Source organism: Lactobacillus sp. wkB8 (genome assembly GCF_000761135.1).
Lineage (GTDB): Bacteria > Bacillota > Bacilli > Lactobacillales > Lactobacillaceae > Lactobacillus > Lactobacillus helsingborgensis.
The window spans coordinates 309,649-328,351 of sequence record NZ_CP009531.1 but is presented as its reverse complement, the minus strand read 5'-3'; the positions used below and the strand labels follow the sequence as shown (position 1 = coordinate 328,351).

The window sequence follows — 18,703 nt, the reverse complement described above, 5'->3', positions numbered from 1 at the left end:
TTTGATGCCAGCAAAAATGCTACATGTTACGCTTCTCATTATATAAAACGAAAGCGTGGCAAAATTGGACAATAATAACTTTCTCAGCCGTAACCAAATATTATTACCACTAATCAATTTTTTAACGAATTTTAGCAGCATCTTAGTTGGAATTGGTGGTTCACTAATTATCCGTGAATATTCAGATAATATCGTTATTAACGGCTTGATCTCAAGTATCAGTTCATTAGCACTTATTTTGAGTGTTTTATTTATCGGTTCCAAGCTTGATAACACTGACAAGAGACGCATGCTTATCTGGATGTATATTTTACTGAGTTTATTTTTATTACTCCCTTTTACTTTTCCACAAAAATACTTTGTACCCTTATACATTATGGTTGACCTTTGTATAACAATGTTTAGCTTAGTAGAAGGGTTATCTTTCACTGGGAATTTAAAGTCACTTTTGACTGATAATGCACTGGAGCGAACTATTAACCTTAATTCCATTGCCGGACTTATTGGTAATATTGCCAGTGTGGCAGCGATGGCAGTTTTAATTTTTACTACCCGCAACTATTTGTCTTTTCTCTTGGTAGCAAGCGGCGGCTTTTTTATAAATATCTTTCTCTCTATTGCTTTACACCAAAGGCACTTTACTAAAAACCAAAATAGTTTTAAAACCTTAACTCACCTCATAACAGTTTGGCACAAAATAGCTGCTAACAAAGGCTTACGCGCCTCAGTTATTATTGCCATTTTTACCAGTGCTCTCCAAGCAGTATTTAACGGATTGATGATCTATTTCTGGAAAGCGATTGATCCTAATTATAGTCACGTTTACTGGCTACTAGTTGCCGTTATCAGTGGCCTTTTCTTAGGTGCTATTCTTATTCGCTTTGATAATAGATTTTGGCTACTTAGTGCTTTAGTATTTATTACCACTCTGGCTTTAGGAATTTTCTTTTTAAACCAAACAATCGTTACTATGACTGTTATTACTGTACTGATATATGGCGAAACTTTACCAATCGCTAATTGGTGCAATAAAACTAGAATTAAAAGAACCGGTAAAGAGGTGCAGTCTTCCCAGTCAAGTTTCTTGCAGCTGGGGAGTGCTCTCTTGAATATCTTTTTTACTGTCGGAGTATCTGCAATTGCCAATGCTTGCCACCAACCAGCTCTTACTTTACTTGCTGCAGGAATTGCCCTTTTACTTGTTTTTAGCCTTCTTGGCAATAATATGCAGCGGTACCGCCAAGAAATGATCAATTAAAAATTGGTCAAAAAAATCAACCATTTCTCGTAATAGAAATGATTGATTTAAGTTAACTTTTTAAATTAATATGCTTCAAACAGTTATTATTCTTTTCTTCTGCGTTCAATCTCCGCACCTAAAAGACTCAAAATTAGTGCTGAAGCGCCTATGAGAAGCATACCTACTTGAGATTTTCTATCTGAACCTGTCTGAGCCAAAGTTCTGGTCTTTTTACTTGCACCAGTAGACTTACTTAGTTGTTCACGACCTTCATTTAGCTTAGCGGTAGATTTCTTTTCTTTAGTTGCCTTTTTATTAGTCTTATGTGGTCCCTTCTTATTCTTATTCGGCTTTGAATTACCGCTAGAATTATGACTATTGTCATTGTCGCTTGGTTCCTGTCCTGGTTCTTTTCCCGGTTCCTTAGCACTTTGATCATTCTTCGTGTAAACGTAAACCACGTCCTGAGGTTGGCTGGTAAAGAAACCTGTAGCGTTATTAGGTCTGGTCTTTAACGTATAACCGGAAATAGTTTTTGTTTCAGTTTGATAGCCGTCACCAACATTACCGCTTAAAATAACATTAGGAGCGATTTGATTACCGTTTTCATCTTCATAATGAACCGTTACATCAGCGGCCTTAATAGGCGTTTTACCGTTATTTGTAGGTTTTTGATAAATAAACATAATATCATCTACGTTTTCGCCTATCAGTCCTTTAGCATTTTTCGGCATAGCCGTTAAAACATAACCAGGAATTTCTTTGACTTTAGCTTCATAAGGAGTGCCGTATGTGCCAGTGTAGGTCTCATCATCTGCAAGCTTCTTGCCCTCTTCATCTTGATAGTGTGCTGTTATTGTAGTTTCACGCACGTACGTTTCATCTTTTGCACCATCTTTCCAATTGTTTATCAGTTGATCTGATGACCATTTTTCTGAGCCTTCAGGATCCTGCATTGTTTTCTTTCCAACATTTAACCAAGTTCCTGGTGTATCAAGACCCATAATTGAAACGAGTTTGTTTCCTTTTCCCAGTTTCAAAACTAGCAGGTTTTGGTGCCCTTTCAGCATATCAAAGGTGTTACCATTACTACTCATATCAAAATTGCTGATGTCTAGGGTTCTTAAGTTCGAAAGTTTAGGATATTTACCATCTACTTTAGGATTAGCGTAGAGATAGAACATTTGACTCATGCTTTTTACTTTAGAAGTATTGAAACTTGACAAATTTAAACCGATTAAACTATTCGTATCACGAAACATGTATGACATATCTACAACATTTGCAGTATCAAAGTTGCGCAGGTCTAAGTATGTTAACTTATTACATCCTTGAAACATACTATTCATAGTTGTAACTTGAGAGGTGTCAAAGCTAGAAATGTTTAGGTCTTTTAGCTTTGTACATTTCATGAACATAAATGACATATCCGTAACTTTACTAGTATTAAAGTTAGAAAGATCAAGTGAGACAAGGCTGGAATCCCAACCGAATACTGAACTCGTATCGCTAGAGTATTTATAATACATACTAAACATTGACGTCATGTTTTCAACATTTTTAGTATCAAAACTGTGTACATCAATGTTAGTCAAACTTGCACAGTGATTAAACATATATGACATGTCTTTAACATTAGTGGTATTGAAGCTAGTAACATTTAATTTTTCAAGACTCTCACACCCTGCAAACATCCATGACATATTTGTGACTTGGGAAGTATTAAAATTCTGCAAATCTAATTCTTTGAGACTTTTGCAACCAGCAAACATATATGACATATCTTTGACTTGGGAAGTATCAAATTTACTTAGGTCAAGATCTTCAAGATTGGTACAGCGGTCAAACATACAATACATATTTTTAACATTTGAGGTATTAAAATGAGAAAGATCTACATGTTTAAGACTACTGCATTGACTAAACCAGGCATACATGGTGGTTGCTTCCGAAGTATCAACGTTTTCTAAACCTTCAATATCAGTTAGGCCTCTAAGACGAATAAAAACTGACTTAACATCGCCGACAACTTTAAAGTAGCCGTCAAAGTTTACCTTTTTTACATGCGTACACTCAGGGTCTGGTCCATCTTGACCTAGAAATCCAGCTACGAGACCAGCATTACTTACAATAGTCGGATTATCCTTATCATGACTCCCACTCACAGTTAATACGTTAGTATCACTATCGTACCTTACGTCAGCATTACCCCACTTACCTGTTTTAATAGTTTTTGTACTAATTTTGTTTTCATTCTTAGTGATGTCTGTTTCTGGTTGATCATTACCAGCAGAAGTTTGGGAGTTGGAATCTTTATTGTTGCCCTGCGGCGATTCTACACTCCCATTTTGAGTTTCATCTGCATTATCTGTAGTACCATTAGCATTTCCTTCTGGTGCAGTGGTATTCGCATTATCAGTAGTAACGCCCTGATTATTTGCTACTCGAGTTTTAACACGACTATCATTATCATTCTTATTAAAGCTCTGTGCAGTGTCTTGTGTTCCTGAATTGCTATCAGCCTTTACGACATTAGTATTCAAACTCATCAAACCAAGCGCAGCTGCCGTTAAACTGCTAAAAAGCAGTGCTCCAGTCCGCTTATTGTGATCTAATCCTTTATTCATTTCTTACCTCTATCATAAATCGAACTATTTTGTCTAAAAAAGTATGTATACTATCACATATTCAGTATATATATTAAACAATAACAAAGCAAGCTTATTATAAATTATTTTTACTAAAATAATGATAAATAAATTAAAATACTACAGTAAAATTCAAGATATAAAATAACATTAATAGCTTTTATATAATATATAATTGATAATCACATATTTATTAATTAAAAAAATAAAACAAGTCGTTTCTGAGAATAGAAACGACTTGTTTTCTAGTCATTATTAACAGTGATTAAATGTAGTAATTATAATTGTTTAATTTGTTCTTCTATATTTAAAACCTCTAACACATCCGTCGCACATTCTGCACCTTTATTGCCTGACTTACCACCGGCACGATCAGTTGCTTGTGCCACCGTATCAGTCATTAACACGCCAAACATCACTGGCACTTTTCCGTTAGCTGATGCTGCTGCCAACTGCGACGTAGTGCCTTCACAAACATAGGTAAAGTGAGCAGTTTCGCCCCGAATTACTGCGCCTAGAGCAATAATGCCATCGACTTTACCACTCTTTGCCAAGCAGTTGACTGTGCGGGCAATTTCAAAGGCACCGGGTACTCTCACAATCACAATATTTTCATCTTTCACGCCCGATTTTTTTAATTGTGACACTGCTCCAGAAAGCAAACGGTCTGTGACCACACCATTAAACTGAGCAACAACAATCCCAATCTTTTTATCTTGTCCTTGAGCAATGTTTCCGTTAATTTCTTTCATAATTAATCCACCTCATTTAAAATATGATTCATTTTATGTTTTTTAGTTGCCAAATATTTTTTATTTTCTTCAGTCATGCCCACTTCAACTGGAATGCGTTCAGTAACTTTAATGCCGTAATTTTCTAATTGCGCTACTTTATCTGGGTTATTAGTCATTAATTTAACTTCGCTAACCCCTTTTTGTCTTAAAATTTCAGCAGCGACATTATAGCGGCGAGCATCAACCGGCAGTCCAAGATGTTGATTAGCTTCTACTGTATTCATACCCTCATCTTGTAGCTTATAAGCACGTAATTTATTCTCAAGACCAATTCCCCGACCTTCTTGACGCAAGTATAAAACTGCTCCTGAACCATTTTCTTCAATTTTAGTTAATGCTTCTGCCAGTTGAGCGCCACAATCACAACGCTTAGAACCAAACACATCTCCCGTTAAGCATTCACTGTGAAGCCGCAATAAAAGCGGTTCACCTTTTTTAACTTCACCTTTGCTAATCAATAAAGTTGGCTGCTTTTCAGGGTGCTTTGTATCTCTGAAACCTTCAAGCTGGAAGTGACCATATTTTGTGGGAAAGTCAACCTTGGTAAAAGACTCAATTCCCAAATCTTTGTTTTCCTGATTTTTGCGGTATGCAATTAACTCCTCAATGGTCAAATAAGGTATGCCAAGTCCTTCTGCTAAAGCTTTCAAATCTTTGCGTCTGGCCATTGTTCCGTCTTTTTTAATACATTCACAGATAAAGCCAACAGGAGCAACGCCAGCTAGTCTTGCCAAATCTAAGGCTGCTTCCGTATGACCGGTCCGCTCCAGCACGCCACCTTCTTTAGCTACTAACGGGAAAACATGACCAGGATGATAAAAATCAGCCCATTGACTATTAGGATCAGCTAACTTTTTAATTGTTTTCGCACGATCAAAAGCTGAAATTCCCGTAGTAGTTTCAGTGGAGTCAACACTAAGAGTAAAAGCCGTGCCAAAAGTATCGTTCGAGCCAGTTTCAATTGGTTTTAATTGCAGACGGTCGGCATACGCTTTGCTCATTGGTACGCATAATAATCCACGAGCCTTAGTAATCATCATATTAACCGCTTGCGGTGTAACCTTCTCTGCTAAGCCAATCATATCCCCTTCAGACTCACGTTGAGGCGAATCAGCGACAATAACTAATCCACCTTTTAACATATGCTGTAATACTTTTTGCATTTTTTCATTCAATTGTTCTGTCATTTTTTTCTCCATCAAAATTCTTTTTTCCAAGCCTGAATCTGCTTAACTGCGTAGCGACCAATCATATCCACTTCAATATTTGCTTTATCACCGACCTGATAATGTGCAAGTGTAGTATTTTGGATAGTATAAGGAATTAAACTTACGCCAAAATGATCATTCTCTGCCATCGTGACGGTTAAACTGATACCGTCAATAGCGATCGACCCTTTTTCAACAATAAAGGGAGCATACTTATGTGGTACTGCGAATTCTAATTCTATGGAATTTTCATTTTCGTTTCTTATAACCAGTTCAGCTGTAGTATCAACATGACCCGCAACAATATGACCATCTAGTTTGCCGTTCAGTGCTAGTGCGGGCTCTAAATTTACTAAACTACCTTTTTGTAAATGGCCTAGATTAGTCCTTTTCATCGTTTCCGGCATCACGTCTACCGCAAAGTCATTATCGCTCCAATCGGTAACAGTCAAACAAATACCATTAACGGCAATACTTGCTCCTAGTGGCAAATCTGCTGGCGTTAATGCAGAAGCACAGATGCCCAATCTGGCATGTTGCGCGTTAATTTCTAAACGAGTTATAGTGCCTGTTGCCTGAATTATTCCTGTAAACATTCTTTTCTCCTCACGCGTATTCTGATATCTTGATTGAATCTCTTAACATCCAAAAGTTGATAGTCTCTTTTGGTTGCTGCAGGCTGACCAAACACAGCTGGTAAACCAGTGCCGCCTAAAACTAAAGGAGCTACGTATGTTACTAACTCGTCCGCCAAACCGGCTGCCACAAATTGAGCTTGTACGTTGCTGCCACCTTCAACTAATAGTGACTGAATTTCATGTTCAGCTAAAAATTGCACTATTTTTGCTGGTGTCCAATTAGTTGCAGTATAGCAATGAACGTTTTCAGCTACTTTTTGCGACAAATTGGTTGTACTTAACAGCCAAATTTCACCACGTGTCTTAAATATCTGACTGGAAAAATCAATCTGATTAGCATCCCTAGTTAACACAATCTTAATTGGTGGCTGTGGTAAGTTCTTAATTCTAACTGTTAACAGCGGATTATCAATTCGTAGGGTATTGGCCCCGATTAAAATTGCTTGGTTTTGCAGGCGCAACCTTTGCACATCTATTTGAGCTGCATCCCCAGTCAAAAGCGTTCTCGTTTTACCCGCAGCATTAATTTTGCCGTCAATAGACATTGCATATTTAAGTGTTACAAACGGTCTTTTTTGCCGATAAAAAAAGTTATACGCAACATTTAAATTTTCAGTGCCACCAATGACCTCAGTCTGAACACCATGACTTTCTAAATATTTAATGCCCTTACCTGCTACAATTTGATGAGGATCAACCTGACCGATAACTACTCTTTTGATTCCAGCTTCGGCTACTTTTTTGCAACAAGGTGGCTGTTTGCCATAATGACTGCAGGGCTCTAAAGTGACATACAAGGTTGCTCCCTGAGCCTCTTTAGGATCAGATAAATGCGCTAATGTATTCACTTCAGCATGTTCTCTGCCGTATTGATGGTGATAGCCAGTTGCTAAAACTTGCTCGTTTTTAACTAAAACCGCACCAACTAATGGATTAGTCCAAGTCATCCCTTCTGCTTTCACAGCTTCTTGGGCTGCCATTTGCATATAATCCTTGTCTTGCACTATCTCACTTCCTAAGCATTGAAAAAGCCCCGTTGATTTTATCAACGAGGCTTATTTTTTATTCATCAAATAAGATTTCAGCGAAGTTTAATAACGACGCGAGTTTTCTGTCTAATCTTGTTTGTTCTTCTCCCATCCAGACTATAACTGTCGGTACTAGACTCTCACTAGTTCCACCGCAAAACGCGGGTCACGGACTTCAATTATTAATTGTCACCGTCGGTAAGGAATTGCACCCTGCCCCGAAGAAACCGTATTCAACTATTTCAAGTATAGTATAGTTATACGATATGAGCAATAGCATTTACTTTGAAAAATTATTACTAAAACAATTTGCCAAATTTCATTGACAGCGTTTTCAAATACTGCTATGCTTACATCGTAATAAAATATAAAACTGAACGAGAAAATTAGAAGGTTCAATTAAACCTGTGCAGAATTCTGCACTTGGGTTTATTTGGACCTTCTTTTTTTTGACTTCAATTAGAAAAGGAGATTACAAATGGATAAAGCAAAACGTTTAAATAATATTTTTGGTAAAGATGGTAAAACGATTATTGTCGCTTTAGACGGATTCGGTTTTTCCGCTAATACAGACGGGGTAGATTTTTCAGTCAAAAGCGTTCATCAGTTATTAAAGTATGGGCTTAACTGCGCCTTAGTTACATACGGACAAGCTCAATTATTTGCGCAAGACTTAATTGATGTGCCGACGATTTTAAGAGTAGACGGTTCGGTTAATGTTTTTGACAGCAGCGTTCCCGAAACAGCACAATTCTTCGATGTCACTGATGCATTAAAACTAGGAGCAAGCGGCGTTGTCTGCATGACTTTCCCCGGTAGTCAAGGTGGTAGAGAAGAATTTTCTCATAAAATGTTAGCGCGGCTCGCAAAACAAGGCGAGGAATGGAACGTACCAGTAATTGCTGAGACCCTTCCTTGTTCTTACGCCGTTTCAGACCAAGAACCTAACTCAGATAATCCAGACTATATTAAAACGGCAGCAAGATTAGGCGTTGAATACGGTGCCGATGTCATTAAAACCAGATTTACTGGTGATATTGAGACTGACAGAAAAATTGTAGAAAATACCAGACGTCCTGCAGTTGCTTTGGGAGGACCAAAAACTGACAACAAGACCTACTTCGAATATGTCCACAACTTAATGACAGCTGGAGTTTGCGGAATTGCAACCGGAAGAAATATTACCCAAGACCCTAACCCAGTTGGTAAGGTAGCAGCTCTATCTGCAATTGTCCATGATGGCAAAACAGTTGAGGAGGCTCTTCAAATATATTCAACTACCAAATCCTAATTACCACTTAATAATTTTCTTTAATAAAGCCTACTAATAATTTAATTGGAGGAAATTGAATGCAGAACCAGAAAACAATCATACCCTCAGTTAGAGAGCTAAAACTTTTGCAACTTGCTTGTAAGTCTAAGGCATCAATTATTCTATTGAGTAACACAGATATAGGAAACTTAATTAAGCAAACTTCGTACGTTCATAAATTCAGAAAAAAAGCTTTTGTACATTTGGAATTAATTGCAGGTTTTGCACCAGATGCAAAAGGCTTGCGGTTACTTAAAAACATGTACCAAGTGGATGGTGTTTTTACTACTAATATTCAAGCAGGCAATATTGCAAAGAGTATTGGCCTCAACGTGATCTATCGTTTTTTCTTAATTGACAGCCGCTCTCTTAAAAGAACCGGCGCAATACTTGAAAATAATAAGTTTGATGCTATTGAAGTTTTGCCAGCATGTTCAGCAATTGCTGAATCAGCTGATCTAGCTAAATTAAACATAAGTTCTAAATTATTTGCCGGAGGTTTTATTAAAACTTTAAATATGGTCGATCAGATTTTTGGATTAGGATTTTCTGGCATTACTACTAGTAATAGCAAATTATGGCAATGAAAGAGGTATAAAATGACCAAATATTTAATGGGAATAGATAATGGTGGTACTTCAACTAAGGCAGCTATTTATGATGCTGCCGGCAACGAAATAGCAAAGTCCACAATATATACGGAAATGATAACACCTCATGAATACTGGACTGAAAGGGATATGTCTGAATTAAGAGCAGTAAATTTTCAGGTCATTCATGATGTTTTGCAAAAATCAAAAATTAACCCACAAGAAATTGCTGGAGTCGGTATGACTGGTCATGGCAATGGGCTTTACTTAATCGGTAAGAATGGTCAGTTTGTGCGCAACGGCATTATTTCTACAGATAATAGGGCTAGTGCTATTGTCGAAAAATGGCTTGCTGATAAAAATTATGAAACAGCTGTCAGACCTAGAACCTATGCCACTATTTGGAGCTCACAACCAGCCGCCCTTTTAAAGTGGCTTGATGAAAATGAACCTGAAGTCTATGACAAAACAGAATACGTCTTCATGATTACCGACTTAGTCAGATATTGGCTAACCGGCAAAGCAGGTTTTGAAATTTCAAACGCAAGTGGCACCTCACTTTTTAACCAAGACACAGAAAAATTAGATGAAAAGGTATTCGAATTTTTTGGTATCAAAAAGTGGTTAAAAAAGATTCCACCTCTAGTAGACTCTACAGCTGAATGCGGCAAAATTACCGCAGCTGTCAGCAAGAAAACCGGACTGTGTGAAGGGACTCCAGTAGCTGGCGGGCTTTTTGACATCACAGCAAGCGCACTTTCAACAGGATTGGTTAAACACAATCAGTTATCAATTGTAACTGGAACTTGGAGCATTAACCAGTACATTGATAACAAAATCTCAGTTGTTAAAGACTTATTTATGACTTCTGATTATCCTATTAAGGGCGAATATCTCTTAACTGAGGCGTCACCTACAAGTGGCTCTAACTTAACCTGGTTCACAGAAACATTTATGAAGGATCATACCCAACTGTTAAAGATTGTTAATGATGAAAATAGTATCTATGATTACTGCTCAAAATTGGTGGCATCAGTTAAACCTTGGGAAAGCAAACTGATTTTTTATCCATTCATTTTTGGCTCTAACGCTGGCATTGCGAACTCATCTGCCGGCTTCATTGGGGCTTCAAAAGATACCTCATTAGCCCAATTTGTAAATGCAGTTTATGAAGGCGTTTGTTTCGCCCATAAAGCTCATGTTGAAAAATTACTCAAAATAAATGCCAATGTTTTGTCTTCTCCAATTCGCATAGCCGGTGGAATCACTAATTCACAAGTATGGTTACAAATGTTTGCGGATATTTTTCAAAAACCATTAGAACTAGTTAACGTTAAGGAAAACGGCGCAATGGGAGCAGCTATGGCAGCTGGCGTAATGTCCGGCTTATTTACCGACTTTAAAGCAGCAGCAAAAAGTATGGTTCATATTTCAAGAACAATTACTCCTAATCCTGAACTAGCAGAAGTTTATCAGGAAAAATATGATCTATATCAAAAAGTAGTTAAGGACCAATCTTTTGTTTGGAATGATATCGGCAATACCCAGTTAGAAACAGCTAACTAACAACAAAATTTAATTTTAAGGAGGATTAATAATGAAACTAGGACTACAAGGTAAAAACGCATTAGTAACCGGTGGTGCTACAGGTTTAGGACAACAATTTGTTTTAGCTTTAGCAAAAGAAGGCGTCACAGTTGCTTTTAGTTATTTAAATGAAAAAGAACACCCAGAAGTAACACTGGACAAAGTAGAAAAAGAGACTCATCAAAAAGCTTACGGCTTTAAAACAGACTTGTCCCAAGTTGATCAAGCCAGAAAACTGTTTGATGAAGCCCACGAGCAGTTGGGACAAATAGACATCTTAATTAATAACGCTGGTATCTGGCTAAGTGGCAAAGTAACGGAAATTAAAGAGCAAGATTGGGATTTGGAAATGAAAACCAATCTTAGGGCACCATTTCTACTTGCCCAAAAATTCGCACTTGCCGCTAATAAGGAAAAACACGGCGGCCACGTTTTAAATGTAACTAGTCAGGCCGCTTACTATGGTTCAACAACCGGACACTCTCATTATGCTGCATCAAAGGCGGGCTTAATAGCTTTTAATGCCTCTTTTGCCAGAGAACAGGCTCAAAACGGCATCAACAGCAACAATATTGCTATCGGTATCATGCATACCAGAATGATTCAGGCCAATCTTGACAAAGATCCTAATTATTATGTCAGCAGAATCCCAATGGGCAGAGTGGTCGAACCAGAAGAAATTGCCAAAATGGGCACTCTGTTAGTTTCCGATGTCTATAGTTATATGACTGGAGCAACAGTAGATTTAACCGGTGGAATGCTGATGCATTAATCAGAAAGTTAAGAGGAGAATAATTATGAAAATAGTAGCATTTGGAGATAACTTGATTACTCCCGAAATGTTAAAAGCTGGTTTAACACAATTTCAGGAAAACGGCGACATTGTGGAAATTCGTGATTGGAGCCATGAAACTGTAGAAAGTTTGCAAAACGACAATATCAAAATTGAGCAAGAAGGAGCAAATGCAGTCGAAATTACTGATCAAAATTTGTTAGCTGAAATAGCAGATTATGACATGATCATTACGCAGTTTATGCCAATCGGAAAACAGGTCATTGATCTGGCTCAAAACCTTAAATACATAGGTGTTTTAAGAGGTGGTATGGAAAATGTAGATGTGGATTATGCCCAAAGTAAAGGGATTAAAGTGATTAACACTGCCGGACGCAATGCACGAGCAGTTGCGGAATTCACCGTTGGTATGATTTTAGCCGAAACCAGAAATATTGCCCGTACTAATGCCAAAATGCACGAAGACATTTGGTACAAAGATTTTCCTAACAAAGATAATATTCCCGAAATTGGTGGTAAAACCATTGGAATCATTGGTTTTGGGCACATTGGCCAATTAGTAGCTCAATTTTTAAAGGGCTTTGGTGCCAAAATTATTTTTTACGATCCTTATGTTGAGGGTAATAATCTTTATGCCGAAAAAATCGACAGCATTTCAGCTCTAATTAGACAATCCGATATCATTACAATTCACATGCGGGCTACGGAAGAAACCCACCACATTATTGACCAAGATATGTTCGATTTAATGAAACCCACGGCATACTTTATTAATACGGCGCGTTCAGCTCTGGTCGATGAAAAAGCTCTGATTGCTGTACTCAAGCAGGGCAAAATTGCGGGTGCAGCTATTGATACTTTTGACGATGAACCATTACCCGCAAACTCTGCATTTTTAAGCTTGGAAAACGTTACTTTAACCTCGCACTTAGCTGGTTCTACAGCCGATGCTTTCAAGAATACTCCAAAACTATTTGCTGAAAGATTTCTAAGTGCACAAAAATAACCATGAATAAATAAATTGGAGGTTATTAAATGGCTTTTATTAATTCTATTATCGGTTTGGGCTCCTCCGTCATGATGCCTATCATCTTTTTTATCGTTGGTCTAATCTTCAGAATGCACCCTGCAAAAGCTTTTAAAGCAGGTATGCTGGTTGGAGTCGGCTTTACCGGAGTATCAATGGTAATTAATTTGATGCTTGGCGCTTTGGGTCCAGCATCTAAAGCAATGGTTGAACGACTAGGCTTAAAGCTCACTGTCACAGATGTTGGTTGGGGAACGGCGTCTACTATCGGCTGGGGCTCGCCAATTATGTTAGTTGCAGTAGTAGGCTTTTTAGTCATAAATGCAATCTTATTGTTTTTAAATTTAACTAAAACGGTTGATCTTGATATCTTCAATTTTTGGATTTTCCTCTTAGTTGGCGCCGTTATCTACGCCGGGACCAATAATTACTGGATCGCTATTATTGCTGATTGGATTATTTACACTTTGACTTTAATCATCGCTGATATCACACAACCTATCATTCAAAAGAAATTTCCTAATAAGGACTTAAATGGCATTTCTTTTCCCCACTTAACATGTTTGGCCTGGGTGCCTTTCGGTATCATTGGTAATTGGATCTGTGAACATATCCCTGGTTTGAATAAAATCCAGTTAGATCCTGAAACTATCAACAAAAAACTGGGCATACTTGGCGAACCAATCAGCTTTGGGGCAATTATTGGTGTATTAATGGGCATCTTGGCCAATTATAGTTTTTCTAAGATTTTAACATTAGGTGTTAATATCGCTGCCTCAATGTACTTATTGCCCATAGTTGTTAACGTATTAGTATCTGGACTCGTGATGGTTAAAGATCACGTTAATGCCAAATTGAAGGATTGGTTTCCTAAAAGAAAATTCTACATTGGCATGGATACCGCTTTACTAATTGATGATCCATCAGTGCTTTCAACAGGACTGTTACTCTTGCCACTGGCAATAATTTTAGCCTTTCTTTTGCCTGGTAATAAGGTACTGCCTTTTGCTGATTTAGCCTCACTAATGTTTCTCTTTGCTTTGGTTGCACCATTTTGCAATCGTAACATTTTCAGAATGCTTATCTCGGGTTTATTAATTATTATCACCATCTTTTATATTGGCACTTCTATTGCACCCGAATTTACTAAAGCGGCTTTACAAGCAAATGTTACTTCGATTAAATCTTTTAGTTCAATAACCAACATTGTTGGCTCAGCTACAACTTGGATTGGCTGGATATTTATTAAAGTTAGCGAATGGATCGCTGCCATTATTTAGACAAATTCAATCAAAAATAAACCCTCAGACTTTTTCAAATTAAGTTTGAGGGTTTTCTGATGCCAAGGAAATTATTGAGCCGCAGTTTTTGATCGTTCTTAGTATACTTTAAAAAAGAAAAGATTATTATTTTTAGCAAAATACTTTTTAAAGGCAGAGCTAAAGTCCAACTTATCCTGAGCATGATTATGAAAAATATCTTTTAAAGTTAACAAAGACGTTACCATTAAATCAGTGATTAAAATTATGAGTAAACCGATAAATATATACAAGAGATAAAGCATACTTAGCCCTCCTTTATTTCTATTAGTGTTATATTTACCTAATACACTACTACCAGATTATAACTTTGTCAATATCTAACTGCAAATTTTCAGGTAAAAAAGAGTATAATCATAGGGTGATGTGAACCCTAAAATTAGGACACTTTATTAGCTTTACTAAGGACTAACTTCCGATATTCAAGCGGAGTTAGTCCTTTTAGTTTAATCTTGATTCTTTTCTGATTGTAATACTCAATGTAGTCTCTAATCGCGTCTTCCAGTTCAGTGAGATTTTTAAACTGCTTTTCAAATCCATAAAACATTTCTCGTTTGAGTATCCCGAAGAAGCCTTCCATTAACCCATCATCAAGCGAATTGCCCTTGCGTGACATTGATTGACTAATAAACTGCAACGCCTAAGCTCTGCAGTAATGCGGCGATAGCCATAGCGGTGCTTGTGTCCTTCATAGATAGCTTTGATTTCAGTCATTATTTCTCGATTGTCCCGCTCTTTGTCCTTCTTCTTTAAAGTGTAGTAGTAATTACTACGGGATAGATGGGGCAAATTGGGATTGGCATTAATGGTATCAAGAATAAAAGTACGCTGACTTTAAGCTCACGTCTTAGTTGGGTAACTGCCAGGGCTCTTTAGAACGTAAAGAAAGAAATATTGCTAATGAACTAAAAGAGCCAGTTCGAAAAAATGAACACTGATGGCAAAAAATTTTTAAATAATTGGGCATAAGACCTTAAGGCATCTTAAGATCCCTTCTAACTGGCTTATAATTATTCGCTAACAATAGAGAACTTAACATTTAAAAGTACCGTATTTAAAGTTATTTTGACAATATTTGCACCCACTATAATATTAATTTCTACTGTGTTTTTTAAATAAGTAATCAATATTTCAAACGACTCGTAAGAGTCATTTTTTATTTTATCTTCTAGTTATTAATCTTTGAAAAACTTGATAAGTTCATATTATCAAGCACAAATTAACTGGATATTTAATGAACTATATATTTATATATACATAAATATTTTTTAATATTATTTGTTGACAAATTTTTATACTGAATTATAGTTTTAATATCAATGTCGACATTGACGAAAAATATTATGAAAGGTGTACTATTATGAAAAGTACCATTAAAAAATTGGGAATTTCTCTTGCAGCAGCAAGTTTTATAGGAACGACTATGGCAACAACTGTAGTAAATACATTTGCTGCTACGGATAACTCCGTATGTAATTCCAATGAAAATCAAAACGACAGTTCATATGAGGCATTGTACGGTTCATTAACTAAAGATCAACAAGATGAGTTTGATCAAATTGTTAATGGTGCTGGACTTAGTGAGGAGCAACAGAATACTCTCTTACAAGATAAAATTACTGAACAAAACAATAACCTGACGCGTAGTTTAAAGTTAGAAACAATTAAAGAAATCGCCAAATATGTTGCTAAAATTACTGATAACAGTTTAAAAGCTAAATCACTAAAAGCTTTTGTAAACTTTCTAACTGATTATGAAGGTAAAGCTGAAGATGGTATACGATATGCACTAATTCATTATCTTCACTTTAACAGCACAGTCGCTTACTGGACCGCACGAACAATCGTATTTATTTATCTATAAATAATCTAAAGGTGTGACTACAACATGAATACTACTTTAATAATAATCATTATCTTGGCTCTAGAGGTTCTGCCAATCGATACTTGGCTTGCCAGATATAATATGACGCTTGCTATACCTATCTTTTTTACTTTAGCGTTGATTGCCGTGTTTCTCCTCTCTCTAGTGGGCTTTGCAAAAGCTTTTCATTGGTATGATTATCTAATAGCAGTTATTACATGTGTTTATGAATGGATGATATTCTTCAAAAATAACAAAAAATAAGCAAACCAAAACTCAAATACGCAAATTAATTACAAATTAAGCAGATTAAATACCTAATCAAAAAAATAATTCCATATATACCAAAGCAACTTAACATAATGTACATTAAGCGAAGTTGCTACAAAGCTTAGAGCCACAAGGCTAAAAACTGCAGCAAAAAAATGTTTGTGAATTTGAAGCCGTATAGCAAAAGGGAAGACTGATTTAACAGCCTTCCCTTTTTTCATTACCTGGTAATTTCACAATTAGACCAATTGCTTCATACCAGCTTATTTGTTACTTTTAATCTTTAACTTTAAATTGCTCCGTATGCTTCGTAAATTAATAAGAAAATCACTTTGATAGCAGCAGTAAATTAAAAACTTGTTTACTTGTCTTACAGGCTACCAATTAGAAGAACAGGAATATTAGCAAAAACTTCATTATCAATCCATTGCTTCAATTGAGTAATTGATTCTTGAGCCAATTTTTTATCTGAACCCTTTAATTTATTAGCCAATTTTTCGGCAGTGACTAGCTTTTTTGCTATTTTCTCTTTAGAAGTATTAGTGATCATTTCTACTTCGGTTTTTATTAATGGTTTAAGAGATTTTTTATGACCATTTACATTGTATGTCCCGGTTAAAAAATTAGTCCAAAACTTATATTTGCCATTTTGCGACACAATATGAACTAAAGAACCATTTTCTACTGATATAGCGCGATCTATTTTGAATAACATGTTTTTAGCGAAAACTTTTTTAGCATGCTTCAAACTATATTTTTTAAGTAAGCCATTTTTTCTTTGATACAATCCGCCATCAGTAGTAGCTATATTTTTAGCTAACTTGAAAACATAGCCAGCTTTAGTCAGTTTGTTAGACCATGTTTTATCAGACACACCCTGATTATTGACTACAGTATTTGTATCGCTTACGTCAGCTGCTTTAACAGGCACATAATTACTGCTTGTTGCACTAAATATCAAGCTTGCACCAAAAACAGCTGCAAATGCTGCTATACTAAGTGATCTTTTCATTTTTACCCAACCTACTTTGATTTAATACCAGCCATGAGCTTGCCAAAATGCTTTAGCTTTTACCCAACTTCCACTATAACGTTTGTGAATATATATCGTAGCAGCTTTTTCTTGATTAGCTATACTATAGTCGCCATTAAGATATGCTTTATCTAACTGAAAGCGACCGTAATGCGTACCGTTAGAAACATAATAATTGTATCCTGATTCTCTCTTTGCAATCCAAAGTTTAGCTGAACGTTCTGCACTACTTAAACTATCATAATATTTTTTCTTAATACTTGCTGGTACACCATCATAAGGTCCGAACGCCTGAGGTCCTACTACGTTTTCTACAGAGCCAACATTTTGTGGCAAATAAATAGGCGTACCATTAGGTAAGGCTTTATCGGGATCGATATTATCATTTAAAGCTTCAACTACAGACAAATCTAAATTATTATTAATTGCAATTTGTCTTAATGAATCGTTATCATAGTTTGCTACAGGATTTATATCATATTTAGAAACAGGACTTTCTACACTATCACTTGTTGCCTCAGCTTTGACACTTGTTACCGCTAATGGAGTTGCAACTGTCGCAAAGGTTGCAGCAGCAACACCTAATCCAACAACATACTTAAATTTCATAATTAATTCTCCTATAAACGTATATTAAAATATTATAATGATATAATGCCTTAATAAATTAATATTTTAATATCGAGATTATATATCTTTAATTAATTTTATTCAATTATTTATACCTATAAAAATAGCCTAAGATAAAATCTTAGGCCTCACTTTTGTACTACTTAAGTAGTTCGTTAAGAATATCTTTGACGATATTCAACACATCTCGAATTGCGGTAATTACAAGATACAAAAGAATTAGAATTAGAACATCAGACACGTCTTTTCACCTCCTTTATGAGAAGCCAGTCAACTTCTCAAGATAGTGCACTAAACGCGCAGGATTATTTTACCAAATTTTTATTTTCATGATATAATTTTTATAGAATTAGATAACGTCAGACATGTTTAACTAAACGTGTAAGCAGGTTCAGTCACTTGCAAGACGTCTAAGGCGGTCCACAAGGATCGCTTTTTTTATATATTTATTTTTTATTCTCTTCTAACTTACCAACAACAGCTTGCCTAATTTAGCCCCTATTAGCCCCTGTGAGCCGTTTTTTCGCCCCCGGGTATACTTACACCTGATTTTCCACCAAATGGACGACTTCCTAGCAAAAATGACTGTCCCAATTTTTTAAAAGTAAACAAAATCATTCCTCAACTATTTTGCCTACTTTTATTTTTTACCCCCCCGCTCTCCATTACATCTAAAGTGAACCTGGCATTCAGCGGAGCTAAAATACGGTTTTTGATACGAT

17 protein-coding genes, 1 pseudogene and 1 riboswitch are annotated in these 18,703 nt (G+C 36.3%); of the genes and pseudogenes, 9 read left to right on the top strand and 9 right to left on the bottom strand.

Features of this window, described 5'->3' with window-relative positions:
- Nucleotides 1-55 precede the first annotated feature (55 nt).
- A complete protein-coding gene (locus LACWKB8_RS01580) occupies nucleotides 56-1,258 on the top strand; it encodes an MFS transporter (RefSeq protein ID WP_038521203.1) in 1,203 nt (400 codons plus the stop codon).
- A gap of 86 nt (nucleotides 1,259-1,344) precedes the next feature.
- On the opposite strand, the gene LACWKB8_RS08965 is transcribed toward LACWKB8_RS01580, so the two are convergent.
- The 5 genes from LACWKB8_RS08965 to ribD all read right to left on the bottom strand — a co-directional run bounded on the left by LACWKB8_RS08965 (nucleotide 1,345) and on the right by ribD (nucleotide 7,532).
- A complete protein-coding gene (locus LACWKB8_RS08965; RefSeq protein ID WP_052059628.1) occupies nucleotides 1,345-3,867 on the bottom strand; it encodes a BspA family leucine-rich repeat surface protein in 2,523 nt (840 codons plus the stop codon).
- A 299-nt stretch (nucleotides 3,868-4,166) separates the two neighbouring features.
- Nucleotides 4,167-4,640, bottom strand: coding sequence for a 6,7-dimethyl-8-ribityllumazine synthase (ribH, locus tag LACWKB8_RS01570; protein WP_038521200.1), 474 nt, complete (start codon nucleotides 4,638-4,640; stop codon nucleotides 4,167-4,169).
- A gap of 2 nt (nucleotides 4,641-4,642) precedes the next feature.
- Entirely contained in the window at nucleotides 4,643-5,869 is a 1,227-nt protein-coding gene (locus LACWKB8_RS01565) for a bifunctional 3,4-dihydroxy-2-butanone-4-phosphate synthase/GTP cyclohydrolase II (protein ID WP_038521197.1), read from the bottom strand.
- Between the two features lie 11 nt (nucleotides 5,870-5,880).
- A complete protein-coding gene (locus LACWKB8_RS01560; protein WP_038521194.1) occupies nucleotides 5,881-6,486 on the bottom strand; it encodes a riboflavin synthase in 606 nt (201 codons plus the stop codon).
- Nucleotides 6,471-7,532: a bifunctional diaminohydroxyphosphoribosylaminopyrimidine deaminase/5-amino-6-(5-phosphoribosylamino)uracil reductase RibD gene (gene ribD / locus LACWKB8_RS01555; RefSeq protein WP_207204686.1), complete on the bottom strand. Its 1,062-nt coding sequence runs from the start codon at nucleotides 7,530-7,532 to the stop codon at nucleotides 6,471-6,473. The genes LACWKB8_RS01560 and ribD overlap by 16 nt, the downstream gene beginning before the upstream one ends.
- Nucleotides 7,533-7,652: 120 nt before the next feature.
- Nucleotides 7,653-7,786, bottom strand: a riboswitch (FMN riboswitch).
- Nucleotides 7,787-8,034: 248 nt separating this feature from the next.
- Between ribD and LACWKB8_RS01550 the strand changes: the two genes are divergently transcribed.
- Genes LACWKB8_RS01550 through LACWKB8_RS01525 form a run of 6 tightly spaced genes read left to right on the top strand, consistent with a single transcriptional unit; the run spans nucleotide 8,035 to nucleotide 14,145 of the window.
- Entirely contained in the window at nucleotides 8,035-8,847 is an 813-nt protein-coding gene (locus LACWKB8_RS01550; protein WP_038521191.1) for a class I fructose-bisphosphate aldolase, read from the top strand.
- Nucleotides 8,848-8,906: 59 nt separating this feature from the next.
- Nucleotides 8,907-9,455 carry a glycerol-3-phosphate responsive antiterminator gene (locus tag LACWKB8_RS01545; RefSeq protein WP_038521185.1) on the top strand — a complete coding sequence of 183 codons (549 nt, stop codon included), beginning with the start codon at nucleotides 8,907-8,909 and terminating at the stop codon, nucleotides 9,453-9,455.
- 12 nt (nucleotides 9,456-9,467) lie between these two features.
- On the top strand, nucleotides 9,468-11,024 hold the full coding sequence (locus LACWKB8_RS01540; protein WP_038521183.1) for an FGGY-family carbohydrate kinase: 1,557 nt from the start codon (nucleotides 9,468-9,470) through the stop codon (nucleotides 11,022-11,024).
- A gap of 31 nt (nucleotides 11,025-11,055) precedes the next feature.
- The gene (locus LACWKB8_RS01535) at nucleotides 11,056-11,817 is read left to right on the top strand and encodes an SDR family NAD(P)-dependent oxidoreductase (RefSeq protein WP_038521180.1); all 762 of its coding nucleotides are present in this window, start codon (nucleotides 11,056-11,058) and stop codon (nucleotides 11,815-11,817) included.
- Between the two features lie 25 nt (nucleotides 11,818-11,842).
- A complete protein-coding gene (locus tag LACWKB8_RS01530) occupies nucleotides 11,843-12,844 on the top strand; it encodes a 2-hydroxyacid dehydrogenase (RefSeq protein WP_038521177.1) in 1,002 nt (333 codons plus the stop codon).
- Between the two features lie 29 nt (nucleotides 12,845-12,873).
- Complete coding sequence (locus tag LACWKB8_RS01525; protein WP_038521174.1) at nucleotides 12,874-14,145, top strand: PTS galactitol transporter subunit IIC; 1,272 nt, start codon at nucleotides 12,874-12,876, stop codon at nucleotides 14,143-14,145.
- Nucleotides 14,146-14,563: 418 nt separating this feature from the next.
- On the opposite strand, the pseudogene LACWKB8_RS09380 reads toward LACWKB8_RS01525, so the two are convergent.
- Both LACWKB8_RS09380 and LACWKB8_RS09375 read right to left on the bottom strand, forming a co-directional pair.
- Nucleotides 14,564-14,812 (bottom strand): annotated as a pseudogene (locus tag LACWKB8_RS09380) (IS3 family transposase); the annotation flags it as partial.
- Nucleotides 14,764-14,898, bottom strand: a complete 135-nt coding sequence (locus LACWKB8_RS09375; RefSeq protein WP_242491941.1) for an IS3 family transposase — start codon at nucleotides 14,896-14,898, stop codon at nucleotides 14,764-14,766. The pseudogene LACWKB8_RS09380 and the gene LACWKB8_RS09375, both read right to left, overlap by 49 nt.
- 646 nt (nucleotides 14,899-15,544) lie before the next feature.
- Between LACWKB8_RS09375 and LACWKB8_RS01505 the strand changes: the two genes are divergently transcribed.
- Nucleotides 15,545-16,048, top strand: coding sequence for a hypothetical protein (locus tag LACWKB8_RS01505; RefSeq protein ID WP_038521168.1), 504 nt, complete (start codon nucleotides 15,545-15,547; stop codon nucleotides 16,046-16,048).
- 24 nt (nucleotides 16,049-16,072) lie between these two features.
- Nucleotides 16,073-16,312 carry a hypothetical protein gene (locus LACWKB8_RS01500; protein WP_038521165.1) on the top strand — a complete coding sequence of 80 codons (240 nt, stop codon included), beginning with the start codon at nucleotides 16,073-16,075 and terminating at the stop codon, nucleotides 16,310-16,312.
- A 376-nt stretch (nucleotides 16,313-16,688) separates the two neighbouring features.
- On the opposite strand, the gene LACWKB8_RS01495 is transcribed toward LACWKB8_RS01500, so the two are convergent.
- Together LACWKB8_RS01495 and LACWKB8_RS01490 are read right to left on the bottom strand one after the other, a co-directional pair.
- Nucleotides 16,689-17,330, bottom strand: a complete 642-nt coding sequence (locus tag LACWKB8_RS01495) for a hypothetical protein (protein WP_038521162.1) — start codon at nucleotides 17,328-17,330, stop codon at nucleotides 16,689-16,691.
- A gap of 21 nt (nucleotides 17,331-17,351) precedes the next feature.
- Nucleotides 17,352-17,960 carry a hypothetical protein gene (locus LACWKB8_RS01490; protein WP_038521159.1) on the bottom strand — a complete coding sequence of 203 codons (609 nt, stop codon included), beginning with the start codon at nucleotides 17,958-17,960 and terminating at the stop codon, nucleotides 17,352-17,354.
- Nucleotides 17,961-18,703: the final 743 nt, after the last annotated feature.

Bases quoted from the DNA above. Each gene is read 5' to 3' on its own strand.
- LACWKB8_RS08965 (WP_052059628.1), bottom strand. From the start codon at position 3,867: ATGAATAAAGGATTAGATCACAATAAGCGGACTGGAGCACTGCTTTTT.
- ribH (WP_038521200.1), bottom strand. From the start codon at position 4,640: ATGAAAGAAATTAACGGAAACATTGCTCAAGGACAAGATAAAAAGATT.
- LACWKB8_RS01565 (WP_038521197.1), bottom strand. From the start codon at position 5,869: ATGACAGAACAATTGAATGAAAAAATGCAAAAAGTATTACAGCATATG.
- LACWKB8_RS01560 (WP_038521194.1), bottom strand. From the start codon at position 6,486: ATGTTTACAGGAATAATTCAGGCAACAGGCACTATAACTCGTTTAGAA.
- LACWKB8_RS01550 (WP_038521191.1), top strand. From the start codon at position 8,035: ATGGATAAAGCAAAACGTTTAAATAATATTTTTGGTAAAGATGGTAAA.
- LACWKB8_RS01545 (WP_038521185.1), top strand. From the start codon at position 8,907: ATGCAGAACCAGAAAACAATCATACCCTCAGTTAGAGAGCTAAAACTT.
- LACWKB8_RS01540 (WP_038521183.1), top strand. From the start codon at position 9,468: ATGACCAAATATTTAATGGGAATAGATAATGGTGGTACTTCAACTAAG.
- LACWKB8_RS01535 (WP_038521180.1), top strand. From the start codon at position 11,056: ATGAAACTAGGACTACAAGGTAAAAACGCATTAGTAACCGGTGGTGCT.
- LACWKB8_RS01530 (WP_038521177.1), top strand. From the start codon at position 11,843: ATGAAAATAGTAGCATTTGGAGATAACTTGATTACTCCCGAAATGTTA.
- LACWKB8_RS01525 (WP_038521174.1), top strand. From the start codon at position 12,874: ATGGCTTTTATTAATTCTATTATCGGTTTGGGCTCCTCCGTCATGATG.
- LACWKB8_RS09375 (WP_242491941.1), bottom strand. From the start codon at position 14,898: ATGACTGAAATCAAAGCTATCTATGAAGGACACAAGCACCGCTATGGC.
- LACWKB8_RS01505 (WP_038521168.1), top strand. From the start codon at position 15,545: ATGAAAAGTACCATTAAAAAATTGGGAATTTCTCTTGCAGCAGCAAGT.
- LACWKB8_RS01500 (WP_038521165.1), top strand. From the start codon at position 16,073: ATGAATACTACTTTAATAATAATCATTATCTTGGCTCTAGAGGTTCTG.
- LACWKB8_RS01495 (WP_038521162.1), bottom strand. From the start codon at position 17,330: ATGAAAAGATCACTTAGTATAGCAGCATTTGCAGCTGTTTTTGGTGCA.
- LACWKB8_RS01490 (WP_038521159.1), bottom strand. From the start codon at position 17,960: ATGAAATTTAAGTATGTTGTTGGATTAGGTGTTGCTGCTGCAACCTTT.